This window comes from Streptomyces shaanxiensis (genome assembly GCF_039537145.1).
Classification (GTDB): domain Bacteria; phylum Actinomycetota; class Actinomycetes; order Streptomycetales; family Streptomycetaceae; genus Streptomyces; species Streptomyces shaanxiensis.
This window is the reverse complement of record NZ_BAAAZY010000010.1, coordinates 172,384-194,498: the sequence shown is the minus strand read 5'-3', so window position 1 is coordinate 194,498 and position 22,115 is coordinate 172,384. Positions and strand designations below refer to the sequence as shown.

Annotated in this window: 22 protein-coding genes; 13 read left to right on the top strand and 9 right to left on the bottom strand. The window is 70.5% G+C overall.

The window, feature by feature from the left end:
* Positions 1–640: 640 nt before the first annotated feature.
* From ABD932_RS14955 to pssA, 8 genes are all read left to right on the top strand, one after another.
* Positions 641–844 (top strand): helix-turn-helix domain-containing protein, encoded by a 204-nt coding sequence (locus ABD932_RS14955; protein WP_345012724.1) that lies wholly within the window; start codon positions 641–643, stop codon positions 842–844.
* Positions 845–1,175: 331 nt separating this feature from the next.
* Positions 1,176–2,519, top strand: coding sequence for a crotonyl-CoA carboxylase/reductase (ccrA, locus tag ABD932_RS14950; RefSeq protein ID WP_126396296.1), 1,344 nt, complete (start codon positions 1,176–1,178; stop codon positions 2,517–2,519).
* A 31-nt stretch (positions 2,520–2,550) separates the two neighbouring features.
* Complete coding sequence (locus ABD932_RS14945; RefSeq protein ID WP_345012722.1) at positions 2,551–4,599, top strand: protein meaA; 2,049 nt, start codon at positions 2,551–2,553, stop codon at positions 4,597–4,599.
* Positions 4,596–5,561: an HpcH/HpaI aldolase/citrate lyase family protein gene (locus ABD932_RS14940; protein ID WP_099932428.1), complete on the top strand. Its 966-nt coding sequence runs from the start codon at positions 4,596–4,598 to the stop codon at positions 5,559–5,561. Before ABD932_RS14945 ends, ABD932_RS14940 begins: the two co-directional genes overlap by 4 nt.
* Positions 5,562–5,565: 4 nt before the next feature.
* Positions 5,566–6,093, top strand: coding sequence for a MaoC family dehydratase (locus ABD932_RS14935; RefSeq protein ID WP_345012718.1), 528 nt, complete (start codon positions 5,566–5,568; stop codon positions 6,091–6,093).
* Between the two features lie 3 nt (positions 6,094–6,096).
* Entirely contained in the window at positions 6,097–7,302 is a 1,206-nt protein-coding gene (locus ABD932_RS14930; RefSeq protein ID WP_345012716.1) for an acyl-CoA dehydrogenase family protein, read from the top strand.
* A 170-nt stretch (positions 7,303–7,472) separates the two neighbouring features.
* Entirely contained in the window at positions 7,473–8,132 is a 660-nt protein-coding gene (locus tag ABD932_RS14925) for a phosphatidylserine decarboxylase (protein WP_003996602.1), read from the top strand.
* Positions 8,133–8,154: 22 nt separating this feature from the next.
* On the top strand, positions 8,155–8,973 hold the full coding sequence (pssA, locus tag ABD932_RS14920) for a CDP-diacylglycerol--serine O-phosphatidyltransferase (protein WP_345014403.1): 819 nt from the start codon (positions 8,155–8,157) through the stop codon (positions 8,971–8,973).
* Positions 8,974–9,253: 280 nt separating this feature from the next.
* Here pssA and ABD932_RS14915 read toward each other — a convergent pair whose 3' ends face one another.
* A complete protein-coding gene (locus ABD932_RS14915; protein ID WP_345012711.1) occupies positions 9,254–10,405 on the bottom strand; it encodes a glycerate kinase in 1,152 nt (383 codons plus the stop codon).
* A gap of 211 nt (positions 10,406–10,616) precedes the next feature.
* On the opposite strand from ABD932_RS14915, the gene ABD932_RS14910 reads away from it, so the two are divergent.
* The 3 genes from ABD932_RS14910 to ABD932_RS14900 all read left to right on the top strand — a co-directional run bounded on the left by ABD932_RS14910 (position 10,617) and on the right by ABD932_RS14900 (position 13,213).
* Positions 10,617–11,696 (top strand): ADP-ribosylglycohydrolase family protein, encoded by a 1,080-nt coding sequence (locus ABD932_RS14910; RefSeq protein WP_345012710.1) that lies wholly within the window; start codon positions 10,617–10,619, stop codon positions 11,694–11,696.
* 224 nt (positions 11,697–11,920) lie between these two features.
* Positions 11,921–12,415 carry an NUDIX domain-containing protein gene (locus ABD932_RS14905; RefSeq protein ID WP_345012709.1) on the top strand — a complete coding sequence of 165 codons (495 nt, stop codon included), beginning with the start codon at positions 11,921–11,923 and terminating at the stop codon, positions 12,413–12,415.
* 54 nt (positions 12,416–12,469) lie between these two features.
* On the top strand, positions 12,470–13,213 hold the full coding sequence (locus ABD932_RS14900; protein WP_345012708.1) for an SIR2 family NAD-dependent protein deacylase: 744 nt from the start codon (positions 12,470–12,472) through the stop codon (positions 13,211–13,213).
* Positions 13,214–13,225: 12 nt separating this feature from the next.
* Here the strand turns inward: ABD932_RS14900 and ABD932_RS14895 are convergent, their stop codons facing one another.
* The 4 genes from ABD932_RS14895 to ABD932_RS14880 form a co-directional block, all read right to left on the bottom strand.
* Positions 13,226–14,464, bottom strand: coding sequence for a cytochrome P450 (locus ABD932_RS14895; RefSeq protein WP_345012707.1), 1,239 nt, complete (start codon positions 14,462–14,464; stop codon positions 13,226–13,228).
* Between the two features lie 32 nt (positions 14,465–14,496).
* Positions 14,497–15,888 carry an NAD(P)/FAD-dependent oxidoreductase gene (locus ABD932_RS14890; RefSeq protein ID WP_345012706.1) on the bottom strand — a complete coding sequence of 464 codons (1,392 nt, stop codon included), beginning with the start codon at positions 15,886–15,888 and terminating at the stop codon, positions 14,497–14,499.
* A complete protein-coding gene (locus ABD932_RS14885; protein WP_126396279.1) occupies positions 15,878–16,105 on the bottom strand; it encodes a ferredoxin in 228 nt (75 codons plus the stop codon). Before ABD932_RS14885 ends, ABD932_RS14890 begins: the two co-directional genes overlap by 11 nt.
* 108 nt (positions 16,106–16,213) lie before the next feature.
* Entirely contained in the window at positions 16,214–16,852 is a 639-nt protein-coding gene (locus ABD932_RS14880) for a hypothetical protein (RefSeq protein ID WP_345012703.1), read from the bottom strand.
* 157 nt (positions 16,853–17,009) lie between these two features.
* On the opposite strand from ABD932_RS14880, the gene ABD932_RS14875 reads away from it, so the two are divergent.
* The gene (locus ABD932_RS14875; protein WP_345012701.1) at positions 17,010–17,381 is read left to right on the top strand and encodes a VOC family protein; all 372 of its coding nucleotides are present in this window, start codon (positions 17,010–17,012) and stop codon (positions 17,379–17,381) included.
* A gap of 64 nt (positions 17,382–17,445) precedes the next feature.
* Here ABD932_RS14875 and ABD932_RS14870 read toward each other — a convergent pair whose 3' ends face one another.
* Together ABD932_RS14870 and ABD932_RS14865 are read right to left on the bottom strand one after the other, a co-directional pair.
* Positions 17,446–17,928 carry a methylated-DNA--[protein]-cysteine S-methyltransferase gene (locus ABD932_RS14870; protein ID WP_345012699.1) on the bottom strand — a complete coding sequence of 161 codons (483 nt, stop codon included), beginning with the start codon at positions 17,926–17,928 and terminating at the stop codon, positions 17,446–17,448.
* Between the two features lie 9 nt (positions 17,929–17,937).
* Entirely contained in the window at positions 17,938–19,407 is a 1,470-nt protein-coding gene (locus tag ABD932_RS14865; protein WP_345014401.1) for an AlkA N-terminal domain-containing protein, read from the bottom strand.
* A 168-nt stretch (positions 19,408–19,575) separates the two neighbouring features.
* On the opposite strand from ABD932_RS14865, the gene ABD932_RS14860 reads away from it, so the two are divergent.
* Complete coding sequence (locus ABD932_RS14860; RefSeq protein ID WP_345012697.1) at positions 19,576–19,938, top strand: ArsR/SmtB family transcription factor; 363 nt, start codon at positions 19,576–19,578, stop codon at positions 19,936–19,938.
* A gap of 39 nt (positions 19,939–19,977) precedes the next feature.
* Here ABD932_RS14860 and ABD932_RS14855 read toward each other — a convergent pair whose 3' ends face one another.
* A complete protein-coding gene (locus tag ABD932_RS14855; protein WP_345012695.1) occupies positions 19,978–20,439 on the bottom strand; it encodes a hypothetical protein in 462 nt (153 codons plus the stop codon).
* Positions 20,440–20,527: 88 nt separating this feature from the next.
* Complete coding sequence (locus ABD932_RS14850) at positions 20,528–22,057, bottom strand: FAD-dependent monooxygenase (RefSeq protein WP_345012693.1); 1,530 nt, start codon at positions 22,055–22,057, stop codon at positions 20,528–20,530.
* Between the last annotated feature and the right edge of the window lie 58 nt (positions 22,058–22,115).

The window sequence follows — 22,115 nt, the reverse complement described above, 5'->3', positions numbered from 1 at the left end:
CCTCCCCCCTCACCAGCCCGGCCACCAGCCGTCCTGTCGCCGGGGCCAGCATGTTGTGGCCGGTGGCCCGTAGGACACGGGCGCTGCCCGGGCACCAGTCCGATCAGGGGCAGCCCGTCCGGGGTCATCTGGCGCGGACCCATCCACTCCTGCTCCCGCCGCTCCCAGTCGGCACCCGACAGATACGGCCGCGCGGCCGCCACCAGCGCCTCCACCCGGCCCTGCCGGAAGCGGGTACGGCTCCCGATCGCACTCCGTCGTCCCGGCGACCCGCACCCCCTTGCCGCCTTCGCCGCCCCAGGCGCACGAGCCGTCGCGGCAGCGACTCGGCCGACACGGCGAAGCTGTAGCCCTTCCCGGCGGCGACCTCGATCCCCCCGGACGAAGCGCACACGTCCCGGGTCCAGACGCCCGCGGCGATCACCACCACGTCCCCAGTCGTACGGACCTCGACGCGCTCCACGCCGTCCCGCACCGCCGCAGCCGCTCGGCCAATGAGGCGACGAACTGCCCGGGATCCACGGCCCATTGACCCACCACCAGGAACCCGGCCCGGGCAGCCGGCCCGAGACCGGAGAGCGCGCCTCGGCGAGCGGCACGGTGCCGAGGCTCGAGCCGGTCCGGGGCGTTGCCGGGCCGCGTGTTCGCCGTGGCCGATCCGCGCGTCCACCGCAACACCCCGCTCCACCGGCTGACGAAGATCGAGGAGCTGAGCGGGCGCAGGGTGCGGGAGCCGCCTACCGCGATGGCCCTGTACCTGGCATGTCTGGCCGATGCCCTCCAGGCGACCGGCAGGCGACAACTGGTGACCGATAGCGCCCGATTAGCACCTACTCGCCGGTAGCTTTGATCGATCATCGCTCATTTGTTACGTAAAGATTTCATCTGAGGGCAAGTTCTGGCACTCAGTGCCTTGTCAGGTGACACGCGGTGTCATACGTTGAAGGAGTCCGGGCGGCCGGCGTGCAGAGACCTTTCGTACGCCGGCTGTCCCCGCAAGCCCCTCCCGGGGCCTGCGCGCCCGGCGCCTGCGTCACAGGCAACCTCCCGCGCCACAAAGCGCTGCCGAACAGCTCCACAACGCCGAACCGACGGCACATCCACAAAACCCTCAGCAGCACCGACGTAACCCTCAGCACCCCTCCCTCAGGGTGCGCATCGCCGGAGGCAACACCGTGACCGTGAAGGACATCCTGGACGCGATCCAGTCGCCGGACTCGACGCCGGACGACTTCGCCGCTCTGCCGCTCCCCGAGTCGTACCGCGCGATCACCGTGCACAAGGACGAGACGGAGATGTTCGCGGGTCTGGAGACCCGCGACAAGGACCCGCGCAAGTCGATCCACCTGGACGACGTCCCGCTGCCGGAGCTCGGCCCGGGCGAGGCCCTGGTGGCCGTCATGGCATCGAGCGTCAACTACAACTCCGTGTGGACCTCGATCTTCGAGCCGCTGTCCACCTTCGGATTCCTGGAGCGCTACGGCCGCACCAGCGAGCTGGCCAAGCGCCACGACCTGCCGTACCACATCATCGGCTCCGACCTCGCGGGCGTCGTCCTGCGCACCGGCCCGGGCGTGAACTCCTGGAAGCCGGGCGACGAGGTCGTCGCGCACTGCCTGTCGGTCGAGCTGGAGTCCTCGGACGGCCACAACGACACGATGCTCGACCCCGAGCAGCGCATCTGGGGCTTCGAGACCAACTTCGGCGGCCTGGCGGAGATCGCGCTGGTGAAGTCCAACCAGCTGATGCCGAAGCCGGACCACCTCTCCTGGGAGGAGGCCGCCTCCCCCGGACTGGTCAACTCCACCGCCTACCGCCAGCTGGTCTCCCGCAACGGCGCCGGCATGAAGCAGGGCGACAACGTCCTCATCTGGGGCGCGTCCGGCGGACTCGGCTCCTACGCCACGCAGTTCGCGCTGGCCGGTGGCGCCAACCCGATCTGTGTCGTCTCCAGCCCCCAGAAGGCCGACATCTGCCGGGCGATGGGCGCCGAGGCGGTCATCGACCGCAACGCCGAGGGCTACAAGTTCTGGAAGAACGAGCACGAGCAGGACCCGCGCGAGTGGAAGCGCTTCGGCAAGCGCATCCGTGAGCTCACCGGCGGCGAGGACGTCGACATCGTCTTCGAGCACCCCGGCCGCGAGACCTTCGGCGCCTCGGTCTACGTCACGCGCAAGGGCGGCACCATCGTCACCTGCGCCTCCACCTCGGGCTACAACCACGAGTACGACAACCGCTACCTGTGGATGTCGCTGAAGCGGATCATCGGCTCGCACTTCGCCAACTACCGCGAGGCCTGGGAGGCCAACCGGCTCATCGCGAAGGGCAAGATCCACCCGACGCTGTCGAAGGTCTACTCCCTGGAGGAGACCGGCCAGGCCGCGTTCGACGTGCACCGCAACCTCCACCAGGGCAAGGTCGGCGTGCTGTGCCTGGCCCCCGAGGAGGGCCTCGGCGTGCGCGACGAGGAGATGCGCGCCAAGCACATCGACGCCATCAACCGCTTCCGCAACATCTGATCCGCACCATCTGAGACAGCCGAGGTCATAGATGACTGAGCGTCAGCCCGCCGAAGGCAAGCGGGAGAAGGACCGGCCGTGGCTCATGCGGACCTACGCCGGTCACTCCACGGCCGAGGCGTCCAACGAGCTGTACCGGCGCAACCTCGCCAAGGGGCAGACCGGCCTGTCGGTCGCGTTCGACCTGCCCACGCAGACCGGCTACGACTCCGACCACATCCTCGCCCGCGGCGAGGTCGGCCGGGTCGGCGTGCCCGTCGCGCACCTCGGTGACATGCGCCGGCTGTTCCAGGACATCCCCCTGGAACAGATGAACACCTCGATGACGATCAACGCCACCGCCATGTGGCTGCTGGCGCTCTACCAGGTCGTCGCCGAGGAGCAGGGCGCGGACATCACCAAGCTCCAGGGCACGACCCAGAACGACATCGTCAAGGAATACCTGTCGCGTGGAACCCATGTCTTTCCGCCGGGGCCCTCACTCCGGCTGACGACGGACATGATCGCGTACACGGTCTCCCACATCCCGAAGTGGAACCCGATCAACATCTGCAGCTACCACCTGCAGGAGGCGGGCGCCACGCCGGTCCAGGAGATCGCGTACGCGATGTCCACCGCGATCGCGGTTCTCGATGCCGTACGCGACTCAGGGCAGGTCCCCGCCGAGAAGTTCGGGGACGTCGTGGCACGTATCTCCTTCTTCGTGAACGCGGGCGTCCGCTTCATCGAGGAGATGTGCAAGATGCGGGCGTTCGGGCGGATCTGGGACCAGGTCACGCGTGAGCGATACGGCATCGAGAACCCCAAGCAGCGCCGCTTCCGGTACGGCGTCCAGGTCAACTCCCTCGGTCTGACCGAGGCGCAGCCGGAGAACAACGTCCAGCGGATCGTGCTGGAAATGCTGGCCGTGACGCTGTCGAAGGACGCACGCGCGCGTGCCGTGCAGTTGCCCGCCTGGAACGAGGCGCTGGGTCTCCCCCGGCCCTGGGACCAGCAGTGGTCGCTGCGCATCCAGCAGGTGCTGGCTCATGAGAGCGACCTGCTGGAGTACGAGGACATCTTCGAGGGCTCGCACGTCATCGAGGCGAAGGTGAGCAAGCTGGTCGAGGAGTCGCTCGCCGAGATCGAGCGGATCCAGGAGATGGGCGGCGCGATGGCCGCCGTCGAGTCCGGCTACCTCAAGTCGCAGCTGGTCTCCTCGCACGCCGAGCGCCGGGCTCGTATCGAGTCCGGGCAGGAGAAGATCATCGGCGTCAACATCTTCGAGACGACCGAGCCGAATCCGCTGACCGCCGACCTGGACACGGCGATCCAGACGGTCGACCCGGCGGTCGAGGCCCGGGTCGTCGCGGGGCTGCAGCACTGGCGCGACACCCGCTACCAACCGCCCTTCAACCACCCGCGCCCGTGCAAGGCGCTGGAGAAGCTGAAGGAGGCCGCCAAGGGCACCGCCAACCTCATGGAGGCCACCCTGGAGTGCGCCCGCGCCGGGGTCACGACCGGCGAGTGGGCCGGGGCCCTGCGCGAGGTGTTCGGGGAGTTCCGGGCGCCGACCGGTGTCTCGTCGGCGCCGGTGGCGGTCCCCGCCGAGGAGGGCTCGGCCATGTCCGAGGTCCGCCGCAAGGTCGACCTGACGGCGAAGGACCTGGGCGTCGGCAAGCTCCGCTTCCTGGTCGGCAAGCCCGGCCTGGACGGGCACTCCAACGGCGCCGAGCAGATCGCCGTGCGCGCGCGTGACGCCGGCTTCGAGGTGGTCTACCAGGGAATCCGGCTCACCCCGGAGCAGATCGTGGACGCGGCCCTCGCCGAGGACGTGCACGCGGTCGGCCTGTCGATCCTCTCCGGCTCGCACGCCCAGCTGGTGCCGGACGTGCTGGACCGGCTCCGTGTGGCCGGTGCCACAGATATACCCGTGATCGCCGGTGGCATCATCCCGAATGGTGACGCCGAGCAGCTCCGGGCCGCCGGAGTGGCCGCCGTCTTCACCCCGAAGGACTTCGACATCACCGGAATCATCGGCCGCATCGTCGACGAGATCCGGAAAGCGAACAAGCTCGACCCCCTGGAGGTCCCCGCATGACCACGCCCGTCAACCGTCTGCGTCCGCGACGCTCCTGCCTCGCGGTCCCCGGAAGCAACCCCCGCTTCCTGGAGAAGGCGCAGGGCCTCCCGGCCGACCAGGTCTTCCTCGACCTCGAGGACGCGTGCGCCCCGCTCGCCAAGCCCGAGGCGCGGCACACCATCGTCAAGTTCCTCAACGAGGGTGACTGGACGGGCAAGACGAGGGTCGTGCGCGTCAACGACTGGACGACCGAGTGGACGTACCGCGATGTCGTCACGGTCGTCGAGGGTGCCGGCCAGAACCTCGACTGCATCATGCTGCCGAAGGTGCAGACCGCCCAGCAGGTCGTCGCCCTCGACCTCCTGCTGACGCAGATCGAGAAGACGATGGGCTTCGAGGTCGGCAAGATCGGCATCGAGGCGCAGATCGAGAACGCCCAGGGCCTGAACAACGTCAACGAGATCGCGACGGCGTCCCAGCGCGTCGAGACGATCATCTTCGGCCCGGCCGACTTCATGGCGTCGATCAACATGAAGTCGCTGGTCGTGGGCGAGCAGCCGCCCGGCTACCCGGCGGACGCCTACCACTACATCCTGATGAAGATCCTGATGGCCGCCCGCGCCAACAACCTCCAGGCGATCGACGGCCCCTACCTCCAGATCCGCAACATCGACGGCTACCGCGAGGTCGCCCAGCGCGCCGCCGCGCTCGGCTTCGACGGCAAGTGGGTGCTGCACCCGGGCCAGGTCGAGGCGTCCAACGAGATCTTCTCGCCCTCGCAGGAGGACTACGACCACGCCGAGCTGATCCTGGACGCGTACGACTACTACACGTCCGAGGCGGGCGGCAAGAAGGGCTCCGCGATGCTCGGCGACGAGATGATCGACGAGGCCAGCCGCAAGATGGCCCTGGTCATCTCCGGCAAGGGCCGCGCCGCCGGCATGCAGCGCACCAGCAAGTTCGAGATCCCGGAGGCGTAAGGCCATGCAGTTCGGACGCACCTACGAGGAGTTCGAGGTCGGGGCGACGTACAAGCACTGGCCGGGCAAGACGGTCACGGAGTACGACGACCACCTGTTCTGTCTCCTCACCATGAACCACCACCCGCTCCACATGGACACGAACTATGCGGAGAAGACGACGGACTTCGGCAAGAACGTCGTCGTCGGCAACTACATCTACTCGCTGCTGCTCGGCATGAGCGTCCCCGACATCTCCGGCAAGGCCATCGCCAACCTGGAGATCGAGTCGCTCAAGCACGTGGCGCCGACCTTCCACGGCGACACGATCTACGGCCAGACGACCGTGCTCGACAAGTGGCCGTCGAAGTCGAAGAACGACCGCGGCATCGTCTATGTCGAGACCAAGGGCTACAAGCAGGACGGCACGCTGGTCTGCGTGTTCCGCCGCAAGGTCATGGTCCCCACCGAGACGTACATCAAGGAGCGCGGCGGCGAGCAGCCGGGCCGCCCAGAGCTCTCCGCACCTGCGGAAAAGAAGTCGGAGAAGTAAGCCATGGCCCGTCTCGCCCAGACCGCCGGTCTGACCGACATCCAGCAGGAGATCCTCTCCACCGTCCGCGACTTCGTGGACAAGGAGATCATCCCGGTCGCGACCGAGCTGGAGCACCGTGACGAGTACCCGCAGCAGATCGTCGACGGCCTCAAGGAACTGGGCCTGTTCGGCCTGATGATCCCCGAGGAGTACGGCGGTCTGGGCGAGTCGCTCCTGACGTACGCCCTCTGCGTCGAGGAGATCGCCCGCGGCTGGATGTCGGTCTCCGGCATCATCAACACGCACTTCATCGTGGCGTACATGCTCAAGCAGCACGGTACGCAGGAGCAGAAGGACCACTTCCTGCCGCGCATGGCGGCCGGCGACATCCGCGGCGCGTTCTCGATGTCGGAACCGGGCCTCGGCTCCGATGTGTCGGCCATCACGTCGAAGGCGGTGAAGGACGGCGAGGAGTACGTCCTGAACGGCCAGAAGATGTGGCTGACGAACGGCGGAACGTCCTCTCTGGTCGCCGTCCTCGTCCGAAGTGACGAAGGACACCCCGAGGGCACCGCGCCCCACAAGTCGATGACGACCTTCCTCGTCGAGAAGGAGCCCGGCTTCGGCGAGGTCCGCCCCGGCCTCACCATCCCCGGCAAGATCGACAAGATGGGCTACAAGGGCGTCGACACGACCGAGCTCATCATGGACGGCCTGCGAGTTCCGGCCAATCGCGTGCTCGGCGGCGTCACCGGCCGAGGGTTTTACCAGATGATGGACGGCGTCGAGGTCGGGCGCGTCAATGTGGCTGCGCGTGGCTGCGGTGTGGCTCAGCGTGCTTTCGAACTGGGTGTCCAGTACGCCCAGCAGCGGCACACTTTCGGCAAGCCGATCGCCCAGCACCAGGCCATCCAGTTCAAGCTGGCCGAGATGGCTACCAAGGTTGAGGCCGCCCATGCCATGATGGTGAACGCGGCACGCAAAAAGGACTCCGGAGAACGAAACGACCTCGAGGCAGGGATGGCGAAGTACCTCGCCTCCGAGTACTGCAAGGAGGTCGTCGAGGACGCCTTCCGGATCCACGGCGGCTACGGCTTCTCCAAGGAGTACGAGATCGAGCGCCTCTACCGTGAGGCTCCGATGCTGCTGATCGGTGAAGGTACTGCCGAGATCCAAAAAATGATCATCGGTCGCCGGTTGCTCGAAGAGTATCGGTTCCAGGGCTGATTGTCCGGGTTCGGGGTGTTTTCTTGGAGAAGAAGATCACACCCCGTCAACACTCTTCGGCGGCCGACTCGGCTTCCTGGCTTGCCCAGTTGTGGCCCGCGACCGGTACGATCCCGGGAAAGCCGCCGTCCCCTGATACCGCGCGGCATCATCCGCTACGAAGGTCATCCATGCCCCACAGCCAAACCTCTGCACCACGCGACAGCCAGGTCGGCGGCGTACGCCTCGCGCGCGGAGCATCGCCGTGGCTTCTCCCGACCGTCGCCACCGCAGCCGTCAGCCTGCTGCGCGCACGCCGCTCCGGCGTCGCCAAGGCCGTCGCCGTGCCCGCCACCGCTCTCGCGGCGGGCATGCTGTGGTTCTTCCGCGACCCCGAGCGCGAGATCGCCCAGGGCCGGGTCATCTCGCCCGCCGACGGTGTGGTGCAGAGCATCATGCCGTGGAAGGACGGCCGGACCCGCGTCGCGATCTTCATGAGCCCGCTGAACGTCCACGTGAACCGCGCGCCGCTCTCCGGCACGGTCACCTCCGTGGAGCACATCCCGGGCGGGTTCGTTCCGGCGTTCAACAAGGAGAGCGAGAACAACGAGCGCGTTGTCTGGCACTTCGACACCGAACTCGGCGACATCGAGATGATCCAGATCGCGGGTGCGGTGGCCCGCCGGATCGTCCCCTACATCCCGCAGGGCACGAAGGTCGAGCAGGGCGACCGTATCGGTCTGATCCGCTTCGGCTCGCGTGTCGACATCTACCTGCCCGAGGGCGTGGAGGTCGCGGTCGAGGTCGGGCAGAAGACCGTGGCTGGGGTGACTCGCATTGACCGTGATTGATCCTGAGACTCAGCAGGGCTGGGTGCCGGACGCCGACGAGGCGGACGAAGAGGAGGAGATGCCCCTCTCTCTGCGCCTGTCGATAGCGGACACCCTCACTCTCGGCAACGCCACGTGCGGCTTCATGGCGGTGTACTTCACCACCACCGGCATCCTGATCCCGCACCTCACCGGTAGCGAGGAGACCGGCATGGCCCGCCACAGCGCGGCCACGGCGGTCATCCTGATGCTCTGCGCGGCGGTCTTCGACCTGTTCGACGGCTTGGTCGCGAGGAAGCTCCGTTCCTCCCCGATGGGCGCGGAGCTGGACAACCTCTCCGACCTGATCAGCTTCGGCCTGGCCCCGGCGTACTTCGTCCTGGTCTACGGCATGGTCGCCAACGACGCGCACCAGCGGGTGGCGGCGGTCGGCGCGATCGTCGTTCTGCTCGCGGTGGTGCTGCGCCTGGCGAGATTCTCGTGCGTGCCGGTGCCGAACGGCATGTTCCAGGGCATGCCCTCGCCGTTCGGCGCGCTGACGGTGGTCTCGATCGTCCTGCTGGAGCTGCCCTTCGTGGCGACTCTGCTGGCGATCCTCGGCACCGCCTGGCTGATGGTGAGCCGGGTCGAGTACCCGAAGCCGCGGGGGCGCCTCGCGGTGGCGATGCTCACCTGGATCGTCGTCAGCATGGGGCTGCTCGCCGCCTGGGCCTTCGACGCCCCCAGCGGCCAGCTGCTCCTTCAGACCGGTTGTGCACTGCAGCTGGTGACGGGCGCGGTGATCCCGCTGTTCGCCACGGCGCGCCGGGTGAACAACTTCCGCGACAACCGGCGTGAGGCGCGGGCGGCGCAGCTGCCGTAGCGGTTCTACGTCACTGAAGGGGCCCCGAGCTGATTGGCTCGGGGCCCCTTCTGTCTGTGTTTTCTCGCCCCCGCCGCCCCTACCCTTCCCGTCCTTCTGGGGCTCCGCCCCAGACCCCGCTCCTCAAACGCCGGAGGGGCTGGATTTCGCCGGACCAGGCAAATTCAGCCCGTCCGGCGTTTGAGGACGAGGCCCAGCGGGCCGAAGCGGGGGTCTGGGGGCCGCAGGCCCCCAGGGACGGGACGGGTAGGGGCGGCGGGGGCGAAAGAAAACCCCGGCCTCAGCCCAGGAAGTCCTCCGCGATGCGCTCCGCCACCCGCTCCAGGATCGGTCCGGCCTCCGCGATGCACTTCGCCACGTCCGGCTCGACCTCCGTCAGCGGGTACGCCCGCCGGATCCCGGCCCGTCCGAGGGCCTCCGGCGCCAGCGCGAGGCGGCCGCACACGGCGACGACCTCCTTGTCCGCCGCGCGGGCCGCCGCTGCGACGCCGGCCGGGGCCTTGCCGTGCAGTGTCTGCTCGTCCAGGGAACCCTCACCGGTGATGACCAGCGTCGCCCGCTCCAGCGCGGGCGCGAAGCCCAGGACGTCGAGCATGACCTCGATGCCGGGGCGGAAGCGGGCGCCGAGGAGGAGGGCGCCGTAACCGATGCCGCCCGCGGCGCCGGCACCGGGCGCGGCGGCGTGTTCGGCGGCTTCGGGGCCGACGGACTCTCCCAGCACCTTCGCGAAGTGCGCGAGCGCGACGTCGAGCGCCTCCACGTCGTCAGGCGAGGCGCCCTTCTGCGGGCCGTAGACCGCCGGGGCGCCCTTCGGGCCGGTCAGCGGGTTGTCGACGTCGCTGGCGAGCACCAGCTCGACGGAGTCGAGGCGCGGATCCAGGCTCGACAGATCGGCGGTGGCCAGGTCGCCCAGGCTCCCGCCCCCCGGCGCCACCGGCTCCCCGTCCGCGTCGAGGAAGCGCGCGCCCAGCGCGGTCAGCATCCCGGCGCCGCCGTCGGTCGTGGCGCTGCCGCCGACGCCGAACACGATCGTGCGGGCACCGGCGTCCAGCGCGGCCCGCAGGAGTTCCCCGGAGCCGTAGGTGGACGCCGTGAGCGGCGCGAAGACGCCTGCTGGCAGCCGTTGCAGGCCGCTCGCCTCCGCCATCTCCACGACCGCCGTGTCGCCGCTCAGCGCGAACGCCGCCGCCACCTCGTCCCCGAGGGGCCCGGCGACCCGTACCTCGCGGCGCTCGAAACCGGCCGCGACCGCGGCGTCCACGGTCCCGTCGCCGCCGTCGGCCACGGGCATGGCCTCGACCTCGAGGCCGGGCACGACCCGGCGCAGGCCGGCCGTCACCCGCTCGGCGACCTGCACGGCCGTGAGCGAGCCCTTGAACTTGTCCGCGGCGATGAGCACCCTGTGGGCACCGTTCACTGCAGCGTCCGCCACCTTGTCTTCCCCTTGCTCTCCGGGCCCGCGCATGTCGGGCCAGTCGCGCCGCTGCGACCATAACCGGAGTTCACCCCCGCCGTCATGCGCTGACCGGAGCTTGAGAACCCCGTGGGAACCACGCAGGAAGGGCATGGGAGCGCGCTGCGAACTCCCTGTGTCGGGGTCCCGAACCCGAGCGGACGCGTCCGGAATTGGGTAAACCGGTCCTATGACCCCTGTGGGCACTGAGCCAGAGCTCGCCGACCGCATCCTCGGAGGCTGGCTGGGCCGGATCGCGGGCAACATGCTCGGCAAGCCGGTCGAGCAGGGCGACCTGTGGACGCGGGACCGTATCGACCGCTATCTGCGGCAGGCCGCGGCCCTGCCGCTCACCGACTACCTGCCCGAGCCGGTCAGCGAGGACGACGGCTTCGAGCTGCGCCCCGAATGGCGCCAGTGCGTACGCGGCCGTATCCACGGCAGCTGCCGCGACGACGACGTCGACTACGCCATCCTCGGCCTCGACCTGCTGGAAACCCACGGCTTCGGGTTCAGCACCGAGCAGGTCGGCGAGCTGTGGCTGCTGCGGCTGCCGTATCTGCAGACCTTCACGGCGGAGCGGGCGGCGTACCGCAACCTCGCGAACGGTCTGAAGCCGCCGGTCACCGCCACGTACGACAACCCGTACCAGGAGTGGATCGGCGCCCTCATCCGGGCCGACATCTACGGCTGGACCTGCCCGGGCGACCCACGCCGCGCGTCCTCCCTCGCCCGCCGGGACGCGGTGCTGTCGCACACCGGCAACGGCGTGTACGGCGCGATGTGGGCGGCGGCGCTGATCGCGGCGGCGTTCACGGCGCCGACGGTCCGCAAGGCGGTCGACGAGGCACTCACCGTCATCCCGGCGAGCAGTCGGCTCGCCCGCACCGTACGCCGGGTCGTCTCGCTCCACGACACGCGGATGACCTGGGAGGACACGCTCACCACGGTCGCCGAGGAGACCGCCGGGCTCGGCTGGATCCACACCGTCCCGAACGCGGCCGTACTCACCGCCGGCCTGCTCTACGGCGACGGCGACTTCACCCGCACCATCACCCTCACCGTGCGCGGCGGCCTGGACACCGACTCCAACGGGGCGACGGCAGGTTCGGTGGCCGGTGTGCTGACCGGCGCGGAGACGATCCCGGACCAGTGGACCGCGCCGCTGGAGGACACCGTGCGCAGTGCGGTGTTCGGGTTCGACGGGGTGCGGATCAGCGAGCTGGCGGAGCGGACCGTGCGGCTGGCGGAGGCGGAGACGGAGGACTAGCCGACGACGGGGAGCGGCGCGTGCGCTTACCGGGGCGGGGCGGCTTCTCGGACGGGGCCCGTGTATCCCCGAGCGGAGGGATCGACTTCCCCGAGCGGGGGGCTCCCCCGAGCGGCGCGTGCGCTTTCCCCGAGCGGGGATCAGCTTCTCCGAGCGGGGCCTGTGCTTCCCCGAGCGGGTCGGCCGTCGGTGGCGTGGTGGCGGAGGCTGGTTAGTCTTCCTCAATGACGACGACGCCAGACTTCGCCGCGTACATCGCCTCCCTCCCCCGCGTTCTCGCCGGTGCCGCCGCCCTCTTCCGTGACGCCGAGGGCCGAGTCCTGCTCGTGGAGCCCAACTACCGTGAGGGCTGGGCGCTTCCGGGCGGCACGATCGAGTCCGACGGCGGCGAGACACCCCGCCAGGGCGCGCGCCGCGAGACGGCCGAGGAGATCGGCCTGGACCGGGAGTTGGGCCGGCTGCTCGCGGTGGACTGGGCGCACGGTACGGGACGCCCGCCGCTGGTGGCGTACCTCTACGACGGCGGAGTCCTCGGCGAGGACGACCTCAAGGCGATCCGGTTGCAGGAGGAGGAACTGCTGTCCTGGCGGCTCGTGGAGCCGCGGGATGTCCCGGAGTACCTGCCCGGCGCCCTGGGCCGTCGAGTCCTGGCCGCGCTGGAGGTGCTGGCGGACGGCACGGGCACGGTGGAGCTGGAGAACGGTGAGCGGGTGGGCTGACCCGGTCGGATATCCGTTCGCAGCCGCCCCGGCGCCCGGCCTACCCTCGGCACCATGACCAAGCCCTTCGTCGCCCTCCTGACCGGCGCCGGTATCTCCACCGACTCCGGTATCCCCGACTATCGCGGGCCGAACGGACTGTGGCGGCGGGATCCCGAGGCCGAGAAGCTCGTGACGTACGAGTACTACATGGGCGATCCGGAGATCCGGCGGCGCTCGTGGCAGATGCGGCGCAAGAACCGGACGCTGCAGGCCGAGCCCAACGCGGCGCACCGGGCCGTGGCCGAACTGGAGAGGTCCGGCGTGCCGGTCAGGGTCATCACGCAGAACGTCGACGGGCTGCACCAGCTCGCCGGGATGCCCGCACGCAAAGTCCTCGAACTGCACGGCAGCGCACGCAGTGTCGTGTGCACCAAGTGCCATGCGCGCGGGCCCATGGAGGACGCCCTCGCGCGGGTCGAGGCCGGTGAGGACGACCCGCCGTGCCTGGAGTGCGGCGGGATCCTGAAGTCGGCGACCGTGATGTTCGGCGAACGGCTCGACCCGGTCGTCCTCGGTGAGGCCGTCGCCATCACCAAGGCATGCACGGTGTTCATCGCCGTCGGCAGCAGTCTGCAGGTGCAGCCCGCCGCCGGCCTCGCGGGCGTCGCCGCCGACCACGGGGCACGGCTGATCATCGTCAACGCCGAACCCACGCCGTACGACGACCGCGCCGAGGAAGTCGTACGGGAGCCCATCGGCGCCGCCCTGCCGACGCTCCTGCGCCGGCTCGGCACGACAAGCGGCCAAGTGAACTGAGGCGTTGAAGCACTACTGCGGACGGATCCCGTCGCAGGAGATGTGCAGCTGCCGCGGCCCGCGCAGCACGGCGTTCTGTCGGTACGGGGGCGGGTCCTCCAGCAGGCGTGGGTTTTCCAGTCTTCGGGCCAGCTCCGAGAGGGCGAGCTGGGTCTCCAGTCGGGCGAGGGGTGCGCCGAAGCAGCTGTGGATGCCGCTGCCGAGGCCGAGGTGCTGGATGTCCGGGCGGTCGGGGTCGAAGCGGTTCGGGTCGTCGAAGCGTCGGGGGTCGCGGTTGCCGGATGCCAGGACCAGCCAGAGGGAGGCGCCCTTGGGGATGGTGACTCCGCGGACCTCGATGTCGGCGAGGGTGGTGCGCTGCGGCACCAGTTGCACCGGCGGCTCGAAGCGCAGCAGCTCCTCGACGAGGGGCACGGCCAGCCGCGGCTCCTCGCGCAGGCGCCGGAGGACGTCGGGATGGCGCAGCAGGGTCAGCATTCCGTTGGTGATGAGGTTGACGGTGGTCTCGTGCCCCGCGATCAGCAGCAGGGCCGCGGTGCTGAGGAGTTCCATCGTGGTCATCGGGCCGTCCTCGCCCTTGGCCGTCGCCAGCTGGGAGAGCATGTCGTCGCCGGGGTTCTTGCGGCGTTCCTCGATCAGGCCGGCCAGGTACATGCCCAGCTGCATACGGGCGTCGTGGGCGCCCTTGCCTCGCTCGGCGGGATCGGCGTCCGGGTCGGGGTCCAGGCTCGCGGCGAGGGTGTCGGCCCAGGTGTGGAAGCGCGCCTCGTCCTCGCGCGGCACGCCGAGCAGCCGGCAGATCACCGTCACCGGGAAGGGGTAGGAGAACTGCTCCACGAGGTCGATCCGGCCCGGATCGCCGATGCCGTCGATGAGGCCGGTGACGATGTCGTGGAGCTCCCCGCGCATTCCGTCGACCCGGTGGGGGGAGTGCGGCGGTCCGAAGGGCCGGTTCGTCATGCGGCGCAGCCGGTCGTGTTCCGGCGGGTCGAGCCGCAGGAAGCCCGGTGGCAGGGCGCTCTCCTCGTGGGCCGGCTCGGCCAGCGGGTCGGCGGCGTTCGCGGCCAGGTTGCGGGCGTCGGAGCTGATCCGGGGATCGTGCAGGAGGCTGCGGATCTCGTGGTAGGTGCTGATGACGTACGGCCCGTCGTCCTCGTGGTGCACCGGCGTCTTGCGCAGCTCCTCGTAGATCGGGTAGGGGTCGGCGCGGTTGGCGTAGTCCAGGATCTGGTGCAGCAGGGATTGCGTCATGGCGGGTCCTAGAGTCCTCGTGGCCGTGCGAGTCAGTGCGCCGGGGTGAACGTCATCCGGCGGTCGGCCGGCGAGTATCCGCTGAGGGTCACGGTGGGCCCGTGGGTGGGGACCGACGGGTCGGGGAAGTCCGCGTCGAGCGGCCGCTGTCCGTCCGGGCGCCGGTCGACCGTGGTGAACGGCGGCGGGAACGGCGCGGTCGTCTCGATCAGCTCCTGGTAGAACGGCAGCCACCGGGCGTGGTCGAAGGCGACGGCGCCGATGACGCGCCCTTGGTACCCGTACACGCCGGTGAACCGGTGGTCCTTGAGCGAGCCCTGCGAGATGAGGATCTCGGTCCCCATCGACGGCACTCCGACCGACTTGATGTTGACCCCGAACTGGGAGGACCAGAAGGCCGGCACTTCCATGTGGGGGATGCGGTCGGTGCTCTCGCTGAGCATGTTGTGCGCCGCGACCCCGGCTTGGGTGACGGCGTTGCCCCAGTGCTCCAGGGACAGGAACTGGTAGCCGAAGAGGGGGTGCGGGCAGCGGGCGACGTCGCCCGCCGCGTAGATGTCGTCGGTGACGATTCCGCGGATGTCGAAGGCGCGGCAGCCTGCGTCGCAGGCGATGCCGCGGGGGCCGGCCCCCAGTCCGGACCCGGCGAGCCATTCGGTGTTGCGGGTGGCGCCGAGCGAGACGATCACCACGTCGGTCTCCACGGTGGAGCCGTCGGACAGATGCGCCGCGCGCACCCGTCCCGAGGCGTCGCCCTCCAGAGCGGTCACCATGACCCCGCACCGAAGGTCCACCCCGTGCTCGCGCTGCATCTCGGCGGCGACCGCGCCGACCGCCCCGCCGAGCGCGCCGACCAGGGGCGCCGCACCGCGTTCGGCGACGGTGACGGCCAGACCGCGTTCGCGGCAGGCCGAGGCGATCTCCGAGCCGGTGAACCCGGCCCCGATGACGAGGACGCGCTTGGGTCCCGCCTCCAGCCGCCGCGCGAGTGCGGCGCTGTCCTCGCAGGTCCGCAGCACGAAGACGCCGTCGAGTTCCGCCTCGGCCTCGCGCGGCCATGGCCTCGCCCGTACGCCGGTGGCGATCAGCAGCCGGTCGTACGGCACCTCGTCGCCGTCGGCGAGCCGCACCCGCCTGGCGGCCATGTCCAGCCCGGTGGCCGGGACGCCGAGCCGCCAGATCGCGTCGACAGCTCGGCTCCTGGGCAACGCGGTGCGGTCGGCGGCCGCCCTGCCCAGCAGCACCTGCTTGGACAGCGGGGGCCGGTCGTACGGCTCGTGGGGCTCGTCGCCGATCATCGTCAGGGTGCCCGCGAAGCCCTTTTCACGCAGGGTTTCCGCGGCCCGCAGGCCCGCGAGCGAGGCGCCGACGACGACGATGCGGCCCTCGCGCTTGAGCTGTTCCAGGGATCCGTCACCGGGCACCGGACACCGCCTCGGCCGGTGCGTCCACCGCGTCGACCAGGATGGCCTGGACGGGGCAGGCCGCGGCGGCCTGCGCCAGCTTCTCGCGCTGTGCCTCGTCGGCGTCCGGGTTGTACAGCAGCGCCTCCTCGCCGTGCATGGCGAAGATTTCGGGGGCGAGGAACGCGCACTGGGCGTACCCCTGACAGCGGTTCAGATCGACGGCGATCCTTACCAAGGCATCGGTCCTCTCCAATGACGCGGTCACCCCCTGCGACCAGCCTCGGCGACCGGAGGGGACGCGGCGACGAGGAGCGGACCGTCCGGGTGAGCGGGTACGGCCGGCTCAGGTCGGGGCGGCGGGCCGTGGCCCCGCGGTCCGCCGGCCCCACAGGATGTTCAGGCTGACGACCAGTGCCCAGGCCGGGAAGACCAGTTCGGACCAGGGCACGTCCGCTCCCACCACGAGCAGCGTCAGGCCCGCCAGGTAGCCGAGGACGACGAGCGGGCGCGGGAGGGCACCGAGTCGGCGGCCGATGGTCGAGGTCGTGATGACGAACACCGCGGCCATCCGCATGGCGTACGTCGTGAGCAGGGTGTAAGCGAAGTCGCGGCCGAAAGGAGACCCCTGCTGACTCTCCTCGAGCACGGTCCCGGCCGCCGCGGCCGTGCCGAACAGGGTGGCGACGAAGACCAGGCCGCTGCCCAGGAACACGGTGGAGACGAACCGGTCCTCGCCCTCGCGGGCCTGCTCGCGCAGGGCGCCCATGAACCACAGGAAGGCGATCCCGGCGAACGGGAGCAGCTCCAGCGCCGTCCGTACGGCACTGCGCTGCGCGGCGTCGAGTGTGACGTCGTCCCCGTCGGCCCCGTCCGGCAGGGCGATGCGCACCAGGACGATGGCCACGGCCATCAGGATCGCGAACACGACCCCGGCCACCCCGGCGGCCCGGGGGGTCGCGAGGCGCTCGTGCTTCCGCTCCATGGTCTCCCGCCTTCTGCCTGCCCCTCCTTCGTACAGACAGCAGAGATCCAGCGGCTCGCGCCACCGGGGTCACTCGGGAGGAAGGCCGCAATACGCCGTACAGGTCATGGCGGAAAAGGCGCTGCGCGGGCTCGGGGCGTGGATCAGAATCCGTGTCATGACCTCAAAGATCCGCCATGTGACGATCGACACCGCCGACGCCTACGGCCTGGCCGGCTTCTGGTCCCAAGTGCTGGGCCTGCCCGTGCACGAGGACGACAAGCCGGGGGACGAGGACGTGCTGATCGAGGGGGCGGGGCTGCTGTTCGTCACCGTCCCGGAGCCCAAGACCGTCAAGAACCGGGTGCACCTGGACCTTCAGCCGGACGATCGCACCCGGGACGAGGAGGTCGAGCGGGTTCTCGCCCTCGGTGCCACGCTCGTCGACGACCGCCGCAACCCGGACGGCACGGGCTGGGCGGTCCTCGCCGATCCGGAGGGCAACGAGTTCTGTGTGGAGCGCAGCGCGGCGGAGCGGGCGACCGGCTGAGCCGGGGCGCCTGAGAACGGCGCCTTCCGGACCGCCTGAGAGCCGTGCGCCCTTCCGGACCGGCTCAGAACAGCGCCGTCCCGCCCTCGAAGTCCAGCAGCCGCTTCTTGCGGTCCAGGCCGCCGCCGTATCCGGTGAGGCTGCCGTTGGCGCCGACGACGCGGTGGCAGGGGACGATGATGCCGATCGGGTTCTTGCCGTTGGCGAGGCCGACCGCGCGGGAGGCGCCGGTGTTGCCGAGGGCGTCGGCGAGGTCGCCGTACGAGCGGGTCTCGCCGTAGGGGATCCGGCGCAGCTGGTCCCAGACGCGGCGCTGGAACTCGGTTCCGTTCAGTCGCAGTTCGAGGGTGAACTCCTTCAGCTCGCCCGCGAAATAGGCCTCCAGTTGGTCGATCGCCGCGTCGAACGGCGTCTCGTCGCGCTCGCCGAAGGTCTCCTCGGGTGGGCGGTGGCGTTGGTCGGTCATGTAGAGGCCGCACAGGACGCCGTCCTCGGCGACGAGGGTGAGCGGGCCGTACGGGCTGTCGGTCACGGTGTGCTGTTTCACTGGCTTTCCTTACACGGGGAGGAAGTTGATCGGGTGGCTGTCCGTCGCCCACAGGTACTGGACGGCGTACGCCCGCCAGGGGCGCCAGGCCGCCGCCCGGGCCGTGAGCGCCGCCGGAGTGGACGGCAGGCCCAACTCCTGTGCGGCGCGGCGGATTCCGAGGTCGGTGGGGAGGAAGGCGTCGGGGTCGCCGAGGGCGCGCATCGCGATGACGTCGACCGTCCAGGGGCCGAAGCCGGGAAGGGCCAGGAGCCTGGCCCGGGTCTCCGGCCAGTCGCTGTCCGGGCCCAGGCGCACCTCGCCGTCGGCGAGTTGGCGTACCAGTGTGGTGAAGGTCGTGCGGCGGGTGCGGGGCATCGCCAGTGACTCCGGGTCCAGCGCCGCCAGCGCCTCGGGGGTCGGGAAGAGGTGGGTGAGGCCGCCCTCGGGGTCGTCGACCGGCTCGCCGTGGGCGGTGACGAGGCGGGCCGCGTGGGTGCGGGCGGCAGCCGTGGAGACCTGCTGGCCCAGGACGGCCCGTACGGCGAACTCCGCCTCGTCGGACGTGCGTGGCACACGGCGGCCGGGCGCCTTGTCCACCAGGGATGCCAGGAGCGGATCCGTGCGCAACTGGTCGTCGATCGCCACCGGATCGGCGTCCAGGTCGAGCATCCGGCGGCACCGGCTGATCGCGACGGTCAGGTCGCGCAGGTCGCTGAGGGTGAGGCGACAGGCGATGTGGTCGGGCCGCGGGGTCAGGGCCACGATGCCGTGGCCGTACGGCAGCCTGAGCGTGCGGCGGTACGCGCCGTCCCGCCACTCCTCGACTCCCGGTACGGCGGTGGCTGCGAGGTGGCCGAAGAGGTTGTCGGGGTTGAGCGGGGCTCGGAACGGCAGGCGCAGGGTCAGGGCGCCCGGGGTGTTCCCCGGGGTGCTGCGGGGTGCGCGGGCGCGCAGGTCGGTCGGGGAGAGGGCGAAGACCTCGCGGACGGTGTCGTTGAAGGTGCGGATGGAGGCGAAGCCGGCCGCGAAGGCGATGTCCGCCATGGGCAGCGGCGTCGTCTCGATGAGGAGGCGGGCCGCCTGGGCGCGCTGGGCGCGGGCCAGGGCGAGCGGGCCGGCGCCGAGTTCGGCGAGGAGCTGGCGTTCGATCTGCCGGGTGCTGTAGCCGAGCCGGGCGGCCAGGCCGGGCACGCCCTCGCGGTCCACGACGCCGTCGGAGATCAGCCGCATCGCGCGGGCCACGAGGTCGGCGCGCTGGTTCCACTCCGGGGAACCGGGGCTGGTGTCCGGGCGGCAGCGCTTGCACGCCCGGAACCCGGCCTGCTGGCAGGCGGCCGCGCTCGGGAAGAACCGCATGTTCTCCGGCTTGGGCGGGACCACCGGGCAGCTGGGCCGGCAGTAGATCCCGGTCGTCACGACCGCCGTGAAGAACCAGCCGTCGAAGCGGGCGTCCTTGGACTGGACGGCGCGCACGCAGCGCTCCGTGTGGGTGTGCATCCCCTTCTGCATACGTCCAGCATCGGCCACGGGGGACGACGAGAGCTGGCGAGAATCCGACATCAACCTCTGCTGTCCTGGGATCCGCCGGATCACCCCGGCGCCCAGACCACTCCGGAACATGAATAATCATTCATGTGTTCTGGTGTGGTGGGTAGGATGCCCCTCATGGGTCATGGAGCCGTCACCGCCGCGAAGGACGCCGTTGAGCGCGTACGCCTGGACGCGGCCAACGTGGCCAAGGTGGCGACCACCCTCCAGGCCCTGTCCACCCCCTCCCGCCTGCTGATCCTGGCGCGTCTGCGCGAGGGGCCGCTGCCTGCCACGGAGTTGGCGGCGGAGGTGGGCATGGAGCAGTCCGCCTGCTCGCATCAGCTGCGGCTGCTGCGCAATCTCGGCCTGGTGGTCGGTGAGCGGCGCGGCCGGTCGGTCGTGTACGCGCTGCACGACCACCATGTCGCCGAGCTGCTCGACCAGGCCGTGTACCACGTGGAGCATCTGCGTCTGGGGATCAGCGACACGGCCGAGTGAGGCACTCCCCGCACTCCCCCGCCCGTATCGGGCGGGTTGTCACGACGTGGTCGGGGCCGGGCCCACGCCCCGCAACTGCTGGATGTTTCCGCCCAGTCGGGGACGGAGCTGCTCGAGCAGCTTCGGCTTGGCGCTGACCACCCAGCGGGTGCCGACCAGGTACTTGCCGCCGTACACCGCGGCCGCGTCCAGCCAGGTCAGCTTGTACTTCTCCGCGGGGAACGTCGTGATGAGGTAGTCGCCCTTCTCCGTCCGGCAGACGCCCTCGCGCAGTTCGTCCGCCTCGGTCCGGATCTTGACCTTGCAGCCCGTCAGGTCGGCGATCACCTCGACCTTCGCCGGGGCCACGACGCCGGCCACGGTCGTGGCCGCGACGTTCGTCGGGCTGCTCTTCGACGCGGCCCCCTTGTCCTCACCCCCGCTGCACGCGGTGGACAGGAGCAGGAGCACCAGACTGCCGGCCGTGGCGACGCGGCCGATGCTTCCTCGCTGTGACTGCACGAAGCTGCTTCCTCTGCTTCCTCGGTGTGACGGCACGAAGAGGGGTACGGATCAACGCCCCGAGCCGTTCACCCCGTGTGCCCGTGCGTCACATGGGCTCCGTCGGCAGCCAGCGGGCGACGTAGTCCCGCAGCCCCTCCGGCTCGGCACCGCCCGCGACGTAGCCGAGGTGGCCGTCGGGCCGTACGAGTGCCTGGGCGACGCCCGGCCAGGGACTCCGGTCGCCGAGGCGGTGCACGGTGATCAGGTCCTCCCGGCCGGCCAGAACCGGGGCGAGCCGCCGGTCCGGCCACAGGTGCGGCGGTCCGGTCAGGAGCAGATGCCAGCCGGGGGCGGCGGTCCGGGCCTGAAGGCCTTGCGGGCGGTCCGGCAGCCGGTCGCCGGCTCGCGGGCCGCGGCGGGGCTGTCGCGGGCCCGTGGTCGAGGCGGGGCTGCGGCGGTAGTGGATGCCGAGCTCGGAGACGGTGCGGAAGACCCACGCGCGTGGTGCCCTCGCCCGCATCACCAACGGGGCGAGGCGCGGGACGAGTTGGGAGCGCGCGAACCGGAGAACGGGATGCGGGCTGGTGCCGATGGTGAAGGCACGGTCGGTGAAGCGCCGTACCTCACGGCCGACCGGGGAACGTTCGGTCCCGTACGTCTCCAGCAGCTCCCGGGGTGCGGCGCCCCGGCACACCAGGGCGAGCTTCCAGCCCAGGTTGAGGGCGTCCTGGATGCCGGTGTTCATGCCCTGCGCCCCGGCCGGGCTGTGGATGTGGGCCGCGTCGCCGGCCAGGAAGCAGGACCCGGACCGGTAGCGGGCGGCACCGCGGTTGTGGAGCCGGAAGTCGGTCATCCAGACCGGATCCCGCAGGACCAGCCCCTGCGCGCCGTACCGGTCGGCGATCCCTTGCAGAAGCGGCAGCGTCACCTTGCCGTCCGGGGCGTCGGACGGCCGCACGGCGAGCAACCGCCAGGGTGCCGGCGAACCGAGCGGGAAGAAGAACAGCATCCCGCCCCCGGTCATGAACGAGTGCACGGCGCCCGACTCCAGCCCGTCGACGTCCAGGTCGGCGAGCAGATAGGTGTGCGGATAGGCGTAGCCCTCGAAGTCGATGCCCGCCCGGTCGCGCACGGTGCTGTGGGCGCCGTCGCAGCCGACGACGTAGCGCGCCGTCACGGTCTCTTCCGTGCCGTCGCGACCGCGCAGCCGGCAGACGACGTGCGGGCCCTGCTGCTCCAGCGCGATCAGCTCGGTGCCGCGTTCGACCGCCACGTCCCGTGCTGCCAGGTGCTCACCGAGGACGTTCTCCGTCTCGGCCTGCGCGAGGAACAGCAGGAAGGGGTACGGGGTGTCGGGCAGCCCGATGTCGAAGAGCGGGAGCGACACGGTGCGCCGGGTCAGGTGCAGGTGCAGCCGCATCGCGGGGTTGCCGCGGGCCACGAGCGCATCGGTCACTCCGAAGCCCGCCAGTGCCTCCAGGGTGCGGGGCTGGATGCCGAGTGCCCGGGACTCGCGCACGCGGTCCAGGGAGCGGTCGACGATACGGAACCCGGCCCCGTAGGCGCGCAGTTGCGCGGCGAGCGCGAGGCCTGTCGGTCCCGCGCCGACCACCAGTACGTCCAGCGGTGCCGTCATGGGTCCACGGTAAGCAGGGCCGCGCATCCGGTGTCCATGCGGGTGTCATGTCGTGCGG